This window comes from Streptomyces sp. NPDC046215, assembly GCF_040646215.1.
Classification (GTDB): domain Bacteria; phylum Actinomycetota; class Actinomycetes; order Streptomycetales; family Streptomycetaceae; genus Streptomyces; species Streptomyces stramineus.
In genome coordinates this window covers 1-15,897 of the sequence record NZ_JBEYZW010000073.1, presented here as the reverse complement: position 1 = coordinate 15,897, position 15,897 = coordinate 1, and the positions used below count along the sequence as shown (strand labels likewise).

The 15,897-nt window shown below is 74.7% G+C and carries 16 protein-coding genes; 6 read left to right on the top strand and 10 right to left on the bottom strand.

Annotated elements, in window-relative coordinates; genetic code table 11:
- Positions 1 to 6 precede the first annotated feature (6 nt).
- The 5 genes from ABZ951_RS25845 to ABZ951_RS25825 form a co-directional block, all read right to left on the bottom strand.
- Positions 7 to 609 carry a hypothetical protein gene (locus ABZ951_RS25845; RefSeq protein WP_344097802.1) on the bottom strand — a complete coding sequence of 201 codons (603 nt, stop codon included), beginning with the start codon at positions 607 to 609 and terminating at the stop codon, positions 7 to 9.
- A 169-nt stretch (positions 610 to 778) separates the two neighbouring features.
- Positions 779 to 1,612 carry an MOSC N-terminal beta barrel domain-containing protein gene (locus ABZ951_RS25840; RefSeq protein ID WP_344097804.1) on the bottom strand — a complete coding sequence of 278 codons (834 nt, stop codon included), beginning with the start codon at positions 1,610 to 1,612 and terminating at the stop codon, positions 779 to 781.
- A gap of 68 nt (positions 1,613 to 1,680) precedes the next feature.
- Entirely contained in the window at positions 1,681 to 2,148 is a 468-nt protein-coding gene (locus ABZ951_RS25835; protein WP_344097805.1) for a DUF6643 family protein, read from the bottom strand.
- Positions 2,149 to 2,356: 208 nt separating this feature from the next.
- The gene (gndA, locus tag ABZ951_RS25830; RefSeq protein ID WP_344097806.1) at positions 2,357 to 3,817 is read right to left on the bottom strand and encodes an NADP-dependent phosphogluconate dehydrogenase; all 1,461 of its coding nucleotides are present in this window, start codon (positions 3,815 to 3,817) and stop codon (positions 2,357 to 2,359) included.
- 119 nt (positions 3,818 to 3,936) lie between these two features.
- Positions 3,937 to 5,064: a PP2C family protein-serine/threonine phosphatase gene (locus tag ABZ951_RS25825; protein WP_344097808.1), complete on the bottom strand. Its 1,128-nt coding sequence runs from the start codon at positions 5,062 to 5,064 to the stop codon at positions 3,937 to 3,939.
- Between the two features lie 139 nt (positions 5,065 to 5,203).
- Between ABZ951_RS25825 and ABZ951_RS25820 the strand changes: the two genes are divergently transcribed.
- Positions 5,204 to 6,175 (top strand): L-histidine N(alpha)-methyltransferase, encoded by a 972-nt coding sequence (locus ABZ951_RS25820; protein ID WP_344097809.1) that lies wholly within the window; start codon positions 5,204 to 5,206, stop codon positions 6,173 to 6,175.
- 108 nt (positions 6,176 to 6,283) lie between these two features.
- Here ABZ951_RS25820 and ABZ951_RS25815 read toward each other — a convergent pair whose 3' ends face one another.
- Together ABZ951_RS25815 and ABZ951_RS25810 are read right to left on the bottom strand one after the other, a co-directional pair.
- On the bottom strand, positions 6,284 to 6,676 hold the full coding sequence (locus ABZ951_RS25815; protein ID WP_344097810.1) for a rodlin: 393 nt from the start codon (positions 6,674 to 6,676) through the stop codon (positions 6,284 to 6,286).
- A gap of 122 nt (positions 6,677 to 6,798) precedes the next feature.
- Entirely contained in the window at positions 6,799 to 7,254 is a 456-nt protein-coding gene (locus ABZ951_RS25810) for a hypothetical protein (RefSeq protein ID WP_361280795.1), read from the bottom strand.
- Positions 7,255 to 7,452: 198 nt separating this feature from the next.
- Here ABZ951_RS25810 and ABZ951_RS25805 point away from each other — a divergent pair, with 198 nt between their 5' ends.
- Entirely contained in the window at positions 7,453 to 8,322 is an 870-nt protein-coding gene (locus tag ABZ951_RS25805) for a DMT family transporter (RefSeq protein WP_344087648.1), read from the top strand.
- A gap of 40 nt (positions 8,323 to 8,362) precedes the next feature.
- Here the strand turns inward: ABZ951_RS25805 and ABZ951_RS25800 are convergent, their stop codons facing one another.
- Complete coding sequence (locus tag ABZ951_RS25800; RefSeq protein ID WP_344087645.1) at positions 8,363 to 9,640, bottom strand: S1 family peptidase; 1,278 nt, start codon at positions 9,638 to 9,640, stop codon at positions 8,363 to 8,365.
- Positions 9,641 to 9,852: 212 nt separating this feature from the next.
- On the opposite strand from ABZ951_RS25800, the gene ABZ951_RS25795 reads away from it, so the two are divergent.
- The 3 genes from ABZ951_RS25795 (at position 9,853) to ABZ951_RS25785 (ending at position 13,004) form a co-directional block, all read left to right on the top strand.
- Positions 9,853 to 11,187, top strand: coding sequence for an MFS transporter (locus tag ABZ951_RS25795; RefSeq protein ID WP_344087642.1), 1,335 nt, complete (start codon positions 9,853 to 9,855; stop codon positions 11,185 to 11,187).
- 31 nt (positions 11,188 to 11,218) lie between these two features.
- A complete protein-coding gene (locus ABZ951_RS25790; protein ID WP_344087639.1) occupies positions 11,219 to 12,400 on the top strand; it encodes an anhydro-N-acetylmuramic acid kinase in 1,182 nt (393 codons plus the stop codon).
- 172 nt (positions 12,401 to 12,572) lie between these two features.
- Entirely contained in the window at positions 12,573 to 13,004 is a 432-nt protein-coding gene (locus tag ABZ951_RS25785) for a VOC family protein (protein ID WP_344087636.1), read from the top strand.
- Between the two features lie 92 nt (positions 13,005 to 13,096).
- Here the strand turns inward: ABZ951_RS25785 and ABZ951_RS25780 are convergent, their stop codons facing one another.
- Positions 13,097 to 13,939, bottom strand: coding sequence for an alpha/beta fold hydrolase (locus ABZ951_RS25780; RefSeq protein WP_344087633.1), 843 nt, complete (start codon positions 13,937 to 13,939; stop codon positions 13,097 to 13,099).
- A gap of 46 nt (positions 13,940 to 13,985) precedes the next feature.
- Positions 13,986 to 14,765: an alpha/beta hydrolase gene (locus ABZ951_RS25775; RefSeq protein WP_344087630.1), complete on the bottom strand. Its 780-nt coding sequence runs from the start codon at positions 14,763 to 14,765 to the stop codon at positions 13,986 to 13,988.
- A 124-nt stretch (positions 14,766 to 14,889) separates the two neighbouring features.
- On the opposite strand from ABZ951_RS25775, the gene ABZ951_RS25770 reads away from it, so the two are divergent.
- A complete protein-coding gene (locus ABZ951_RS25770) occupies positions 14,890 to 15,765 on the top strand; it encodes a LysR family transcriptional regulator (protein ID WP_344087627.1) in 876 nt (291 codons plus the stop codon).
- Positions 15,766 to 15,897: the final 132 nt, after the last annotated feature.

The following is a 15,897-nucleotide window of genomic DNA, read 5'->3' as shown; positions in this document are numbered from 1 at the left end:
GACCGGTCAGCTGCCCGCGCCCGCCCGGCCCCAGGTGTGCGCGGCCTGGCGCCACGCGCGGTCCCAGCGGGCGTACCGCCGCTGCGTGAGCCGCCATACGACGAGCCGCCGGGCGCCGTCGACCAGACCGCCCACCCCGGCGGCCGTGGCGACGCCCGCGAGCACCGCGTGGATCACGGCGGTCTCCCGGTCCATGGGCCGGCCCGAGACCCGCCCGCCGTCGTCGGTCCACAGCGGGAACCGGAATCCGGCGGGCGCGGGCCGGCGGACGGCGACCACCCCGGAGCACTTCCCGCCGTCCGGGCAGGGCCAGTGGGCGACCACCCGGTGGTGCCCCTCGCGGCTCGCCGCGCTCTCGCCGTCGGTCCCGGGGGCCCGGCCCGGCAGGCTGCGCACGGCCGTCGCGGTCACCAGGTGCCGGTGGCGGTGCTGTTCCCGCACCGTCTGCTGGAGCGCGCCGTGGGCGAGCGAGCCCGTCGCCCAGCCGGCGGACGGACCGGCCAGCATCACCAGCGTCACCGAGGCCACTCCGACCCATGCCTCCAGGACATCGGTCGGGCGGCGCAGCGGATTGCGGCGCCACCGCCATCCGAATCGCGTCGCGCGCACCGCGCTCACCCCCTTCCGCGTCCGTAAATACCTCACACAGGGCATCGCATGCGGAGGAAGACGGCAGAGAGAGCAAAGTCACCCCCTCCGGATGCCGTTCACGGCGGTGCGTTGACGGGTGGCGTGCGGGTGGGGGAGGGACTGCGGCCGGGCCCGGGGCCGGCCGCGGTCAGGCGAGGATCTCGACCTCGTCACCGACGCGCAGGATCCCGGTGTGCTCGGGGATGAGGTTCTGGCCGAAGACGGCCGCCTTGCCGATGCGGTGCTCCCGGGCGAGCGTCCGCAGCGGTTCCTTGCCCCGCACGGCCGTTCGCTGGTCGACGGTGGTGACGACGCAGCGGCCGGAGGGCTTCACGGCCCGGAAGGTCACCTCGCCGATGCGGACGCGCCGCCAGCCGTCCTCGGCCCAGGGGTCGGTGTGGTCCACGACGACGTTGGGCCGGAAGCGGTCCATCGGCAGCGGCGTCTCGTGGGCGAGATCGGTCCGGGCTATCAGGGAGTTGAGGGTGGCGAGGGAGGAGAGCGCGGTGAGCAGCAGCGGATAGCCGTCGGCGAAGCTCACGGTCTCCCCGGGGCGGGAGTAGTCGGGGTCGATCGGGCGGCGCCGGCCCGGGTCGTCCAGGTGGAGGAGCCGGGCTTCCCGGCCCAGGAACTCACTGACCCACGCGTCCGCGGCGGCCCCGGCGGGCACCGCCTCGACCTTGTCCCGGAACACCTGCACCGTGACCGTGCCGGCGCCCCCGGCCGGCTCCGGCACCGCGACGTCCAGCGCCCCGACCCCGGGGGCGTCGATCCGCACGCCGCCGCCCGGCAGCGGCCGGGACGAGGCCAGCGCGAGTCTCGGCTGCTGCCGCTGGGTTATCAGCAGCCCGCTCTCGTCGGACACCATCCACCGCCGGTCCCCGGCGAGGCCCCACGGCTCCACCGCGGCTTCGTCGGGCGCGCACCCCGCCATCGACTTGACGGGGTAGAAGTGGATCGCGGTCAGGACAGGCGTCGGCATGGGGCCATCCTGCCATTCGGCTCGGGCCGCCGAACGGCAAACCCCGGGCCGAATCGATCACAGGGCGGTCAGTAGCTCCCCTGGTTCGGGTACTGCTGCCGGTTGTACGGGTCCTCGTACGGGGCGGGCGCCGGGCGGGGGGCGACCGGGCGCATCGCGTCGTACCCGGTCGGGCCGGCCGCCGCGGGCCGCGGCTGCTGGTACTGCTGCGGGCCGGGGTAGCCGCGGGGCGCCCCCTGCTGCGGGATGTACGGCGCGGGCGCCTGCTGGAGGCCGCCGGGCTGCTGACCGCCCGGGTGGCCGTACTGCGGCGCCTGGCCGGCGTAACCGCCCTGGGGCGCCTGACCGGCGGAGGGGCCGGAGGGCAGCGCGGGGAGGGCGGGCAGCTGGCTCCCGCCGTCGTACGGGGACGACACCCGGATGGGCGCGATCTGCGGAGTGCCCCGCTCGGCGACCAGGCTGTCGTAGATGGGGGTGTCCGGGAACGACGGCGAGGCGTAGTAGCCACCGCCGTAGGTGCTGCGGGGGGAGGTCATAGCGCATAAGTTAAGCCCACTCCCTTCGCCGGGTCTATGCCAAGGGTCCCCGCAACCCCTTTCTGACCTGCTAAGACGCAGGTCCGGACAGAACCGGCAGGTGGGGAGATTTACGTACTTCCCACCTGCCCGGCGCCTTCCCGTACTTGGCCGCTTCAGCCCGTGGCACCGCCCCCACCAGCGACTTTCCCCGGTGGCCCGGCCGGTCTCAGCCGGTGCGCTCCTCGCCGCGGTCCCCGCCCCAGAGCGTGTGGAACGATCCTTCGCGGTCAGTACGCCGATAGGTGTGCGCGCCGAAGTAATCGCGCTGCCCCTGGGTCAGGGCGGCGGGCAGCCGGTCCGCGCGCAGCGCGTCGTAGTAGGCGAGGGCGGCCGAGAAGCCCGGCGTGGGCACGCCGTGGCCCACGGCGGTGGCCACGACCGAGCGCCAGGCGTCCTGGGCCCGTCCGATCTCCCCGGCGAACCCCGGGTCGGCCAGCAGCGTGGGCAGGCCCGGTTCGGCGGCGAACGCGCTGCGGATCCGGTCCAGGAAGGCGGCCCGGATGATGCAGCCGCCGCGCCAGATGCCGGCCACCGCGCCGAGGTCGATGTCCCACCCGTACGCGCCGCTCGCGGAGCTGATCATGTTCCAGCCCTGGGCGTACGAGACGACCTTCGACGCGTAGAGGGCCTCCTCCACCCGGGCCGCGAACGCCTCGGCCTCGGCGGGGGCGAGGGCCTCGCGCCGCGGCCCCGGCAGGCCGTGCGCGGCCCGGCGCAGGCCGGTGTGGCCGGAGACCGAGCGGGCGAAGACGGCCTCGGCGATGCCGGAGACCGGGACGCCCAGGTCGAGCGCGGTCTGCACGGTCCACCGCCCGGTCCCCTTCTGCTCGGCCTCGTCGGCCACCACGTCCACGAAGGGGCGGCCGGTGGCGGCGTCGGTGTGGGCGAGGACCTCAGCGGTGATCTCGATGAGGTACGAGTCGAGCCGGCCGGTGTTCCAGGTGCGGAACGTCTCCGCGATCCGGCCGGGCGCGTAGCCGGCCACCGTGCGGAGCAGGTCGTACGCCTCCGCGATGAGCTGCATGTCGGCGTACTCGATGCCGTTGTGAACCATCTTGACGAAGTGTCCGGCGGCGTCGGGGCCGATGTGGGCGCAACAGGGGCTGCCGTCCGGGGCCTTGGCGGCGATGGACTCCAGGAGCGGCCCGAGGGCCTTGTAGGACTCCTCCGAGCCGCCGGGCATGATGCTCGGGCCGTTGAGGGCGCCCTCCTCGCCGCCGGAGATGCCGGCGCCGACGAAGTGCAGGCCGCGCTCGCGCAGCGCCTGCTCGCGGCGGCGGGTGTCGGCGAAGTGGGCGTTGCCGCCGTCGATGATCATGTCGCCCTCTTCGAGGAGGGGCGCGAACTCGTCGATGACGGCGTCGGTGGGGGCGCCGGCCTTGACCATGACGACGATCCGTCTGGGCTTCTCCAGCGCGGCGACGAACTCCTCGGCGGTCGTGGCGGGTATGAAGTCGCCCTCGTGGCCGTGTTCTTCGATCAGGGCCGTGGTCCTGGCGGCGGTGCGGTTGTGCACGGCGACGGTGTGCCCGTGCCGGGCGAAGTTGCGGGCGAGGTTGCTGCCCATGACGGCGAGTCCGGTGACGCCGATCTGCGCGGTCGCCTGGGTGGAGGAGGTGCTGGGCATGCGGTGGTCCACTCCTGTCACGTGCGGGAAAGTGCGGGCGAAGACTGGTGCGTGGCGTCAACACCGGAAACGTTGAAGATCTTCCCCGCGGGCTGCCGGGGTGCCGCGGCGGGCCGGGGCTATGCCGGCTGAGCCTTCCGGCTGTCGAGCGGGTCCGGGCTCTCGCGCCAGCGCACCGCGAGCGCGGCGATGTCATCGTCGAGGCCCCCCGCGCTGTACGCGAGGAGGTCGCGGTAGAGCCCGTCGAGCAGCTCGCGGGGGTGCGCCGCGGTCTGCCGCCCCATCCAGTCCGCCAGCGGGAAGAACGTGCCGTGGCGGTCGCGGGCCTCGGTGACGCCGTCGGTGTAGAGGAGCAGCTGGTCGCCGCAGGCGAAGTCGAAGGTGTCGATGACGTAGTGATCACCGATCAGGTCCGCGAGGTTCAGGAGCGGCGAGGGGGCCGTGGGGTTCAGGACGCGCAGCCCGTCCCGGCCCAGGAGCAGCGGCGGCGGATGCCCGCAGTTGAGGACCCTGACGAGACCGCCCTCGTAGGGGATCTCCACCAGAACGGCGGTGGTGAAGCGCTCCATCAGGTCGTCGGGGGAGAACGCGGCGCCGTAACGGGTGCTGCTGGCCTCCAGGCGGCGCGCGATGCCGCCGAGGTCGGGCTCGTCGTAGGCCGCCTCCCGGAAGGAGTTGACCACCGCCGCGGCCGCGCCCACCGCCGGCAGCCCCTTGCCCCGCACGTCGCCGATGAGCAGCCGCACCCCGAACCGCGTGTCGGCCACCTCGTAGAGGTCGCCCCCGATCCGGGCCTCCGCGGCGGCCGCGAGGTACAGCGACTCGATCTCGACGCCCCCGAAGCAGCGCGGCATCGGGCTCAGGACCACCTGCTGCGCCGCGTCGGCGACCAGCCGGACCTGGAAGAGGGACTGCTCCCGCTGGAGCCGGACGTGACTTCCGTACGCGGCCGCCACGGTGACGGCGACGATGCCCGCGACCGTGTACCACACCCCGAGGTCGGGGAAGACGAGGCTGAGGCCGATCATGAGCAGAAAGCAGACCGTCCCCAGCAGCACGGTGGGCAGCACGGGCCACATGGCGGCGGCGAGCGCGGGGGCGGCGGGCAGGATGCGGCTGAAGGCCATCTCCGGGGGCGTGGAGTACGCCAGACCGGCGATGACCACGGTCAGAATGACCGGGGACAGCAGAACGAGGGACCACGGGCCCCTCGTGCGACGGAGTCGCGGCTGTCCAGGCTTCACCATGATGTATAGCATATATCCGCAATGCGGACATATTGCTGTTCGGGCTCGGCGCCGGCCGGCTCCGCGCGCGCCCCGCGCGCCCGGATGGTAGGAAGGAGCGGGAAGCGGCCCCGGGAGCGGCGCGGATGAGTGGTGACAGATGCGGGTGACCGATGTCGGCCTCGTCCACGGCGACGGAGGCGGCGGCGCAGAAGAGCTGTTGGCGGGTCTGGGCGAGAGGCCCCGGCGGATCCCGCACCGCTACGGGTACGACGCCACGGGCTCACAGCTGTTCGAGGAGATCAGCCGGCTGCCCGCCTACTACCCCCCGCGCGCCGAACGCAGACTGCTGTCCGCGCACGCCGGTGAGATCGCGCTGCTCTGCGACGCGGGCGAGCTCGTCGACCTCGGTGCCGGCAGCGCGCAGAAGTCGGAGCTCCTGCTGGAGGCCATGGCCGGGCGCGGGGCCCTTGCCGGGTACACCGGCATCGACGTCAGCGCGGAGCCCATGCGGACGGCCGCCCGCCGCATCGCGGACCGCTTTCCGGGCGCCCGGGTCACCGCGGTGCACGGTGACTTCGCCACCGCCCTGCCGTGGCTGCCCGCCGACGGCCCCGGCCGCCTCATGGCGATGCTCGGCAGCACCTTCGGCTGCCTGACGCGCCCCGAGCGCACCCATTTCCTGCGGGACCTGCGGGCGAGCTGCCGGCCCCGCGACCACGTCTTGCTCTGCGCGGACCTCTACCGGCCGGTGGACACCGTGCGCGAGGCCTACCGGGCCGGGCTCGACGGCGGCCGCCCGGTGCGCAGGATGTTCGCCCTCAACACCCTCACCCACCTGAACAGGGAATACGGTGCGGACTTCGACCTCGCCGCCTTCGTGCCGGACGTCGTCTATGACGTCCCCCGCCGGCAGGTGCGGGGCGAGATCCGCAGCACCCGGCGGCAGCGGGTCGCCCTGCCGGGGCTCGGCACGGTCCTCGACTTCGCCGAGGGCGAGACGTTCTTCCACGACGTGCTGCACAAATTCGACCTGACCGAGCTGCTCGCCGAGCTGGACGCGTGCGGCTTCCGCTGCCGCAAGCACTGGGTGGAGCCGGAGTTCCAGTACGCGGCCCTCCTGCTCGGCTGAGCGCGCCCCCGGTGCCGTCCGGACACGGCGGCACCCCGCGCCTTCGTGTCCGTCCGGTCGGGGACGACACGAGGGCGCGGGGCGCCGGTGAGACGGGCGGGAAGGGGGTCAGCCCTTGTTCCCGGAGCCGTTGACCGCGAGCAGGCCGATCTCGTCGGCCAGGTGGCCGAGCGGGTCGTCGCCGTCGCTGATCGTGGAGTTGTCGGTGCACTGCTGCTGTTGCTGCGACGTGAGGATCGGGATGTCCTGGACGCCGACGTTGATCAGAGCGAGCGACTGGATGCCGATCTTGCCGACGCCCACGCACAGCTTGTTCAGGCTGCCCTGGATCGCGCTCATCTGCGGGCTCGCCTTGCCTCCGGTCACGGTGTTGCCGTAACCGGTCTTCGCGCCGTTGCCGTTCGCGACGTTCCGGTCGTCGCCGACCGCGAGCGCGGGAGCGGTGGCGACCGCGGCGGCGGTGGCGGTGAGGGCGAGCGTCGCGAGTACCTTCTTGAGCACGGGCGGGCCTTTCGAGCGGGTTTGTGCCGAGTGGGTGGCGCTCTGAGTAACTCCGGCGCGGCGGTGAGGTTCCGAGCCCTCACCCGTTCGTCCCACCCCTGTCCCGTGCCCGGTGCTCCCCCCTACCTGCCGGTCGCCACGATGCTGTGGACGCAGAAGGCCACCAGGGCGACCACGCAGGCGATGACGACCCAGGAGGCGAGGCCCGTGTGACGGCCGGGGCGCGCGGAGCGGGCGGTGCGCCGGGGCCGGGCGGCCCGCGCCCGGCCCGGTGCGCTCGGCGCCGCGTCGGCCGCGGCGTCGGCGAGCAGCCGGCGGCAGACCGCGGCGAGCGCGCCCGTCCCTGCCGAGAGCGGCACGACCGCTTCCGAGCGGGCCGGCGCGGTGGTGCCGCCGTCGAGGATGCGGCCCGCGCGGATGAGCACCTCGTCACGGCCCCCGGTGGGGGCGAGGCTGATCCAGCGCTGGACGTGCTCGCCCCGGATGACCACGTGCCCCACCCGGTCCCGGTACACGATGTGCTCCCGCCACAGCAGCTTGGCCAACGCGCCCGCGGTGTCTCTCAGTTCTGCCCTCATGGTGGCCCCCCACAGAGTGTCAATCGAACAAAGATCGCATTCTAGTGGCAGGGTCGCGCGCGTGCGGCCCCCGGCCCCGCCCCGGGCACGGCCGAACGCGTGACCGTGACCCTCGCGCGGTGCTGCGGTTCCGGACCGCCCGGCCGCTCTGCCACCGTGGCGGTCAGGACCCGCGCCGACGGAAGGGGGATCGTCTTCGTGTCAGCCTTGCTCTCCGCGCTGTTCGCCCTGCTCGCGGCCACCGGCAACGCCACGGGCACCGTCCTGCAGCGGATGGCCGCGCGGACCGTGCCCCCCGGCGACGCGTTCAGCGTCCGCCTGGTGCGGCACCTGGTGCACAGCCCGGCCTGGCTCGGCGGGATCGCCGTGATCGTGGGCGCCGCGGCCTGCCAGGCCCTGGCCCTGACCCTGGGGTCGCTGTCCCTGGTGCAGCTCATCCTCGTCACCGAGCTGCCCTTCACCCTCCTGATCGCCGGCGCGTTCTCCCGGCGGCGGCTGCCCGCGGTGGGCTGGGCGGCGGCCGTCGCGGTCGCCGCCGGCCTCGGCGTGGGCCTGGCCTCGGCCGCGCCCTCCGGCGGACAGACCGACGTCGCCCCCGCCCTGTGGGCGGTGACCCTCTGCGCCACCGGCGCGGCCATGGCGCTCTGCGTGCTGGCCGCGCTGCCGCGCCCGCGGGGAAAGGCGCGCGCGGCCCTCTTCAGCTCGGCCTCCGCGATCGGCTACGCCCTCACCGCCACCTTGATGAAGTCCGCCACCGACACCTTCGACCGGCGCGGCGCCGGAGCGTTCGTCACCACCTGGCAGACCTACGCGTTCGTCGCGGCGGGGGCCTGTGCCCTGTTCCTGCTGGCCAACGCCATGGAATCCGGCCCGCTCATCGCCTCCCAGCCCGCCCTCACCCTCGGCGAGGGCCTGGTCAGCCTGGCCCTGGGGATCCTGGTGTACGGGGACCGCGTCCGCACCGGGTGGTGGCTGGTCCCGGAGGCCGTCGGGGCGGTGATGGTCACCTGGGGGGTGCTCGTCCTGCCCCGGGTCGACACGGAAGGCCAGGAGGCCGCCGCGCCCTGACGACGGCTCAGGGCGCGGCGGCCTCGCCCGCCGCGCGGGGTCACCGCCGGGCGACGGCCCCCTCGCCCCCGGCGCCGATGACGGCACCCGTGGCCTGCAGCGCGGCGGTCACCGGCTGGAAGAAGGTCTCGCCTCCCTGCGTGCAGTCACCACTGCCGCCGGAGGTGAGCCCCACGGCCGACTCGCCGGCGAACAACGCGCCTCCGCTGTCCCCCGGTTCGGCGCACACGTCCGTCTGGACGAGGCCGTTGACGATGTCCCCGTTGCCGTAGTTCACCGTCGCGCCCAGGCCCGTGACGGTGCCGTCCTTGAGCCCCGTCGTGCTGCCGGTCCGCTGCACCCGCAGCCCCACGCTCGCCTCGGCGGCCCCGGTGATCTGCTGGACCGCGCCGCCCTCCAGGCCGACCGCGCTCGCCGGCCGGGCGCCGGGGTCGTCGTACTTCACCAGCGCGAAGTCGGCGCCGGGGAACTGTGAGGTCACGACGCTGCCCAGGCGCACACCGCCCGCCTGGTCCGCCGTCCAGGACCGCGAGGCGTTGCCGCAGTGCCCCGCCGTGAGGAAGGCCGGCGCCCCCTGAACCGTGACATTGAAACCGAGTGAACAGCGGGCCCCGGCCCCGAAGATGGCACTGCCACCGACCGGACCGCCCGCGCCGGATCCCCCGGATCCGGACCCGCCCGCGCCGGACCCGCCGGCCCCGTCGCCGGCCCCGGGCGCGGTCGCGCCGGACCCGCCGGGCCGAGCGGCACCCGGCCGGGAATCGCCCGCCGCGGGGCCGTGCGCAGCGGCCCCGCCGTCGTACCGCCGGAACTCGCCCGGCGACCGCTTCACCCGCACGAGCCCGCCCATCCGGTCGGTGACCTTCGTGAGCGCCTCCAGCCTGCCGCCCGTCACCGTCCTGTCGGCGGTGACCACGACCTTGTTCGTCCGCGGGTCCACCGACCAGGCCGTGCCGGGCACCGAGGCGTCGCTGCTCAGCGTCCGGGCGGCGGCCTTCAGCGAGGCGGCGCTGTTGCGCACGATCCTCGGGACGGCCCCCTCGGCCCCGACCCGGCGCGCGGCGTCCTTCGACACCACGTTCACCACCATGCGGCCCGTGGCGCCGTCCAGGTACCAGCCGGCCGTCTTCTCCCGGACCTCGGGGTCGAGCGAGGCCGCGAGCCGGGTGGCCGACTGCGAGGTGAACGTCCGGGGCTCACCCGCGCTGTCCGTGTTCGCGTTGGCGTGGGGGAGCAGTATCGCCGCTGCCGCGATGCCGGCGGCAGCGGCGGCGGCGACAGCGATGCCGCTGCGACGTGTGACACGACGGTGGTTCAACGGAAGGACCTCCAGCTCGGAGCGGGCGGATGCGTACGAACGCCCGAGAATCGTGTGTTCCGGTGCTCGTACGCGCTTGCCATCCAGTCCTACGGGCCCGGTGCGCGCCGGGCTCACGGCTGCTCAAGGTGTGATGAATTCCGGCACCCGGCGCCGCGCGGCCGTAAGCTTCTCCGGTTGCGGGACGGCCGTCGCTCACGGAGGAGGCCGCGGTGACCGTACGCGCCACCGGCGGCCCCCCGGCCGCCCACCGCACCCGGGCGCGGCGTGCCCTGATCGCGGGCTCGGTGGGCAACTTCATCGAGTGGTACGAGTTCGGGGTCTACGGCTGCTTCGCCACGGTCTTCGCCGCCAACTTCTTCAGCGGTGCCGGCGGTGACAGCGGGGCCGGTGGCACCGAGAGCCTGGTGAAGTCCTACGCGTCGTTCGCGCTGGCCTTCTTCTTCCGGCCGCTGGGCGCCGCCCTGTTCGGCCGCGCCGGGGACAGGTTCGGCCGGCGCCCCGCCCTCGTCCTGGCGCTGCTCCTCATGACGGGCTCCACCACCGCGATCGGGCTCCTGCCCACCTACGCGACGCTCGGGGCCGCCGCCCCCTGGGTCCTCACCGCCGTCCGCGCGCTGCAGGGCCTCTCCGCGGGCGGGGAGTTCGGCGGCGCCGTGGCACTGATGACGGAGTCCGCGCCGCCCGGGCGGCGCGGACGGTACGGGGCGTGGCAGTCGTTCACCGTCGCCCTGGGGCTGCTCGCGGGCGCGGGCCTCGCGGCGGGCGCGGCGACGGCCCTCGGGCCGGGCGCGCTGTACGACTGGGGCTGGCGGGTGCCGTTCCTGGCGGCCCTGCCGCTCGGCCTGACGGCGCTGTGGCTCCGGCTGCGGCTCGACGAGACCCCCGCGTTCCAGCAGACCCGCCGCGGCGGCGGAGCGCCCCGCGCGGGCGCCCTCCCGGCGCCGCCGGGCGAGGTGCTGCGGGCGGTCGTGCTGGGCATCGGGCGGATCATGGGCTGGTCGGCGGCCGGCTACACCTTCCTGGTCGTCCTCCCGGCGTACCTCCAGCACACCCTCGGCGCCACGTTCCAGGAGGCGCTGGCCGCCACGGTGCTGGCCGATCTCGGCTTCGCCCTGACGATCCTCCCCGCCGGGGCGCTGAGCGACCGCGTCGGCCGCCGGCCCGTCATGGCCGCCGGCGCGGGGCTGGTCGTCCTCCTCGCCCTGCCCCTGCTGGCCGTCCTGCGGAGCGAAGGGGCGCCGACGGCCGCCAAGGGGCTCGCGGTCCTCCTCGCGGGGGCGGTCGTCGGGCTGATGGCCGGACCGGGGCCGGCGATGCTGGCGGAGATGTTCCCCACCCGGGTGCGCTGCACGGGCCTGGGCCTGGCCTACGCGCTCGCCAACGCGGTCTTCTCCGGCTGCGCCGGCCTCGTCATCACCGAACTGGGCGGACGGACCGCCGACCCCGCCGTCCCGGCCTACTACGCCATGGCGGCCTGCGCGGTCAGCGTGCCGGCGCTGCTGACCCTGCGCGCCGACGACCACCGGCGCGCGTTGCGGGACTGACCGGCGGGGGAGCGGGGGCACACTGGTGGCCATGCGCGTGATCGGTCTGATGTCGGGCACGTCCCACGACGCCGTCGACGCCGCGGCGGCCGACCTGCGGCTCGACGCCGACACCCTGCACCTGACGCCCCTGGGCACGCTCAGCCAGGCGTACGACGAGCGCCTGCGCGCCGCCCTCACCGCCGCGCTGCCCCCGGCGGACACCACCCTGGAAGCCGTCTGCGCCCTGGACACCCTCATCGGGCAGACCTTCGCCGAGGTCGCCCACCGGGCCGGCCGGGAGCTGTGCGCGGGCCGGGCGGAACTCATCGCCTCCCACGGCCAGACCGTCTTCCACTGGACGGCGGACGGCCGCGTCCGCGGCACCCTCCAGATCGGCCGGCCGTCCTGGATCGCCGAGCGCACCGGGCTGCCCGTCGTCTCCGACTTCCGCGCCCGCGACGTGGCCGCGGGCGGGCAGGGCGCCCCGCTGGTCGCCGCCGTGGACCTCATGTGGCTGCGCGACAGGCCGGGCCGGCCGGTCGCCCTCAACCTCGGCGGCATCGCCAACATCACGGTCAGCGGCGGCCCGCGGGGCCCCCTCGCGTACGACACCGGGCCCGCGAACGCCCTCGTCGACGCCGCCGTCCGGCACTTCTCGCACGGCCGCGACCCTCTCGACACCGACGGCGCCCTGGCCGCCCGGGGCACGGTGCACCGGCCGCTCCTGGACCGGCTGCTCGCCGAGCCGTACTACGCGCGGCCCGCCCCGAAGACCACCGGCAAGGAACTCTTCCACCTCCCCTACCTGCTGGCCGCCCTGGCCGGGCTGCCAGGGGCCTCCCCGGCCCCCCAGGACGTCGTCGCCACGCTCACCGCGCTCACCGCCCGCACCGTGGCCGACGCCGTCCGCGACCACGCGGGCACCGAAGTGATCGCCTCCGGGGGCGGCACCCGCAACCCGACGCTCATGCGCATGCTCGCGGCCGAGCTGCCCGGCGTCCCGGTGCGCACCTCCGACGCGGCGGGCCTTCCGCCGGCGGCCAAGGAGTCCTACGCCTTCGCGGTGCTGGGGTTCCTCACCGCGCACGGCCTGCCCGGGACGGTGCCGGCGTGCACCGGGGCCCGGCACGCGAGCGTCCTCGGCTCGCTCACCCCCGGCTCCGGGCCCCTGCGGCTGCCGCCGGCCGCGACCCGCTCGCCCACCAGGCTGAGGGTGACGGCGCCCCCGTGAGACGACCGGGGCGCTCCCCGCGGTCTGACCCGAACTGGCGATTCGACGTGCGCGACGACTCCTCCATGGGCGACGGTGGACTCGCCCTGGTGTTCGTGGCCGCGCCCGGAGAACGTTCGCCGGGGGTGACAAGACGCGCCGGGCCCCGCCGCTGCCGATGAGGAGACATTCCGTGAACTGGACACTCGAAGTCGTCCCGGTCCCTGTTACCGACATGGACCGGGCCAAGGAGTTCTACGCCGAGAAGGTCGGCTTCAAGGTCGACCTCGACGACGAGGTCGTCGCCGGCATGCGCATCATCCAGATGACCCCGCCCGGCTCCCGGTGTTCGATCGCCATGCTCCGGGGGCTGCCCACCGCGCCCGGCATGAAGGTGATGGCCCCGGGGACGCTCCAGGGGCTTCAGCTCTGTGTCACGGACATCGAGGCCGCCCGGGAGGAGCTGGTGGCCCGGGGCGTCGACGTCTCCCCGGTCCGCCACGTCGGCGCGACCGGCTGGGAGGACGGCAAGGGCGAGACCTGGAACTCGTTCATGTCCTTCGAGGACCCGGACGGCAACGGCTGGGTGGTCCAGGAGGCCCCGGCGGAGCTGTCGGAACGCTAGTGCCTTGCCGGCGGGTTATGGGGGTGTACCGCCGCGCAGCGGAGGTACACCCCGCGGTCGAAGACCGCCGGCACCCTCGCCGGCCGGGGCGCTCAGCAGGCGCTCGCCGCGCCCTCCCGCGGTGACACCGGTTGCTCGTCAAGAAACGCGGCGATCCGCGCGGCGAAGCCGGCCGGGTCCTCGCCCGGCGCGCCGTGACCCGCGTCGATCTCCGCGTACCGGGCGTGCGGGATGCCCGCCAGCAGCGCCCGCTGCTGGTCGGCGCCCACCAGCCGGTCGTGGGCGCTGGCCAGGACGAGGGTGGGCGCGGTGACGCGGCCGAGGAGCGGACGCAGGTCGACCCTGCGGTCGATCTCGGTCTGGCGCGCGATGCCCGGGGCGAACACGGCCGGCAGGGCCGCTACGAGCTCCTCGTTCGCGGCGGCGTCCGTGCGCTCCCAGTACCGGGGGCCGAAGGCCATCAGCGGCAGCATCCGGGCGAACAGGGACGTCCCGTTCTCCGCGTCCGCCCGCAACAGGGCGAGCCAGTGCCGGAACTCCGCGTCCATCCGGGTGTCGGTGTACGCCCACCCGGCGTGCAGGGCCAGGGACCGGACACGGCCCGGGCGGGTGCTCGCGAGGTGGGCCGCCGTCACCGCGCCGAGCGAGTGACCGACCAGGTGGAAGGTGTCCAGACCGGCGTCGTCCGCGGCCGCGAGGACCTCCTCGGCGAGGTCGGCCAGGGACAGCGGCCCACCGTGGTCGGTCGTGCCGCCCGACCCCGACAGGTCGGGGGCGACGACGGTGAACCGGTCGGCGACCGCCTCCGTGAGCGGCAGCCACTGCTCCCGGCCGACGCCGGTGCCGTGCACGAGCACGAGCCCCGGCCCGGTGCCGGTCACGTCGTACTCCACGACGGCGTCGCCGCCGCTGATCCGCAAGCTGGTTCCGGGCATGGTGTTTCCTGTTCTCTTCGTCTTCTTCGCAGATGTCCGGTGGATGTCAGGCCGCGGCCCGCAACCGGGTGAGGGCGGCGCGCAGCGCGGCGTTGAACTCGGCCGGCCGCTCCAACTGCGGCATGTGGCCCGCGCCGTGGATCATGGTCACCTCGGCGCCGGGGGTGAGCGCCGCGAGCGTCCACGCGACCTCCGGCGGGATGGGAGCGTCCAGCTCGCCGTGGAGGTAGTGGACGGGCACCGTCAGCCCGGGCAGGCGCGGGCGCGGGTCGTAGGTGGCGAACACATCGAGCTGCTCGTCGATGTAGACGCCCGAGTCCAGGATCTGCCGGACCGTCCAGTCGATCAGGGCCGGGGCCGTGCCCGGCGCGAACCACTCCGGCACCCAGCCGGCCAGCAGGCCGGCCCGGTCGTCCCGCAGCCCGGGCGTCAGCTCCCCGAGGGCCCCCGTCGCCGCGGGCCAGTAACCGGGCCCGTCCACCGCGACGATGCCCCCGATCAGCGAGGGGTGGCGCAGGCCCAGCTCCGTCGCGAGGACCGCGCCGATCGACGACCCGACGACGACCGGGCGGTCCAGGCCCAGCGCGCCGATGAGCGCCACGAGATCGGCGACCGAACCGTCGACGGTGTTGCCCCGGGCGGGCCGGGCCGACCGGCCGCAGCCGCGGCCGTCGACGGTGACGACCCGGTGGTCCCGGACGAACTCGCGCAGCTGCCCGCCCCACACCCGCCCGCTGGTCCCCCAGCCGTGCAGGAAGAGCAGGGCCGGACCGCTGCCCTCGTCCTCGATGTAGAGGGTGGTGTCGTTCACGTCCAGGTACGGCATGACCTGCTCCTTCGATCGGCTGGGTGACTCCACCTCACCGCGATCACGGCCGCCGACCAAGGAGGGAACCGCGCTTACACTCATCGCGAACAGTGATCAATGCGGGGCCGAGCACGGGGTGGGCATGGAGATCCGGCAACTGCGCTACTTCCTCACGGTGGCCGAGGAGCTGCACTTCGGACGGGCCGCCGAGCGGCTGCACATCGTGCAGTCCGCCGTGAGCCAGCAGATCCGCCGACTCGAACGGGAACTGGACGCCGAGCTCTTCGACCGCACCACCCGCAGCGTGCGGCTGACCGAGGCCGGCCGGCGGCTGCTGCCGCACGCCCGGGAAGTGCTGGCCGCCCGCTCACGGGCCCTGGCGGCGATCGACGACCTGCGCGCCGAACGAGCCGGCACCCTGCGGCTCGGCACGAGCTCCGGGCTCGGCGCACGGCTGGACACCATCCTCGCCGCGTTCGCCCGCCTCGCGCCCCGCGCCGAACTGGAACTGGTCACCGGCACCACCGACGACCGCCTCAAACGGGTGCGCTCCGGGGAACTGGACGCGACACTGCTGCGCGGCGAGCGGAGCGAACCCGGGCTGGAACTCCTCCCGCTGTGGCGCGACCCCCTCATGGTCGCCCTGCCCGCCCGCCACGACCTCGCCGTGCGCGGCGTCATCGACATGGCCGACCTCGCCGGCCTGCCGCTGCGCCTGTCCGCCCCGTCCCGCAACCCCGCCCTGCACGAGCTGGTGACCCGCTCCTGCCGCGCGGCGGGGTTCGAGCCGGAGTTCGGCGCCGAGTTCACCACCGCCCAGGACACCCTGGCCGGCATCGGCTTCGGCAAGCCCGCCTGGACGGTGTTCTACGCCCCGCACGCCGACCAACTGCCGGTACCGGGCGTCGTCTTCCGCCCGCTCCGCGAGCCCGCCCCCACCATGCGGGCGTACCTGGCGGTACGGCCCGACCCGCCGCGGGCCGAGCTGCGCGCGCTGATCGAGGCTTGCCACGCGTGAGCCCTTGCCGGCGGCTCGTGGGGGTGCACCACCGCTGCGCGGGGGTGTCCTCAAGCGCCGGACGGGCTGGTTATGGCTGAGCTCAGCCACTACCAGCCCGTCCGGCGGTTGAGGACGCGCCCGCAGGGCGCT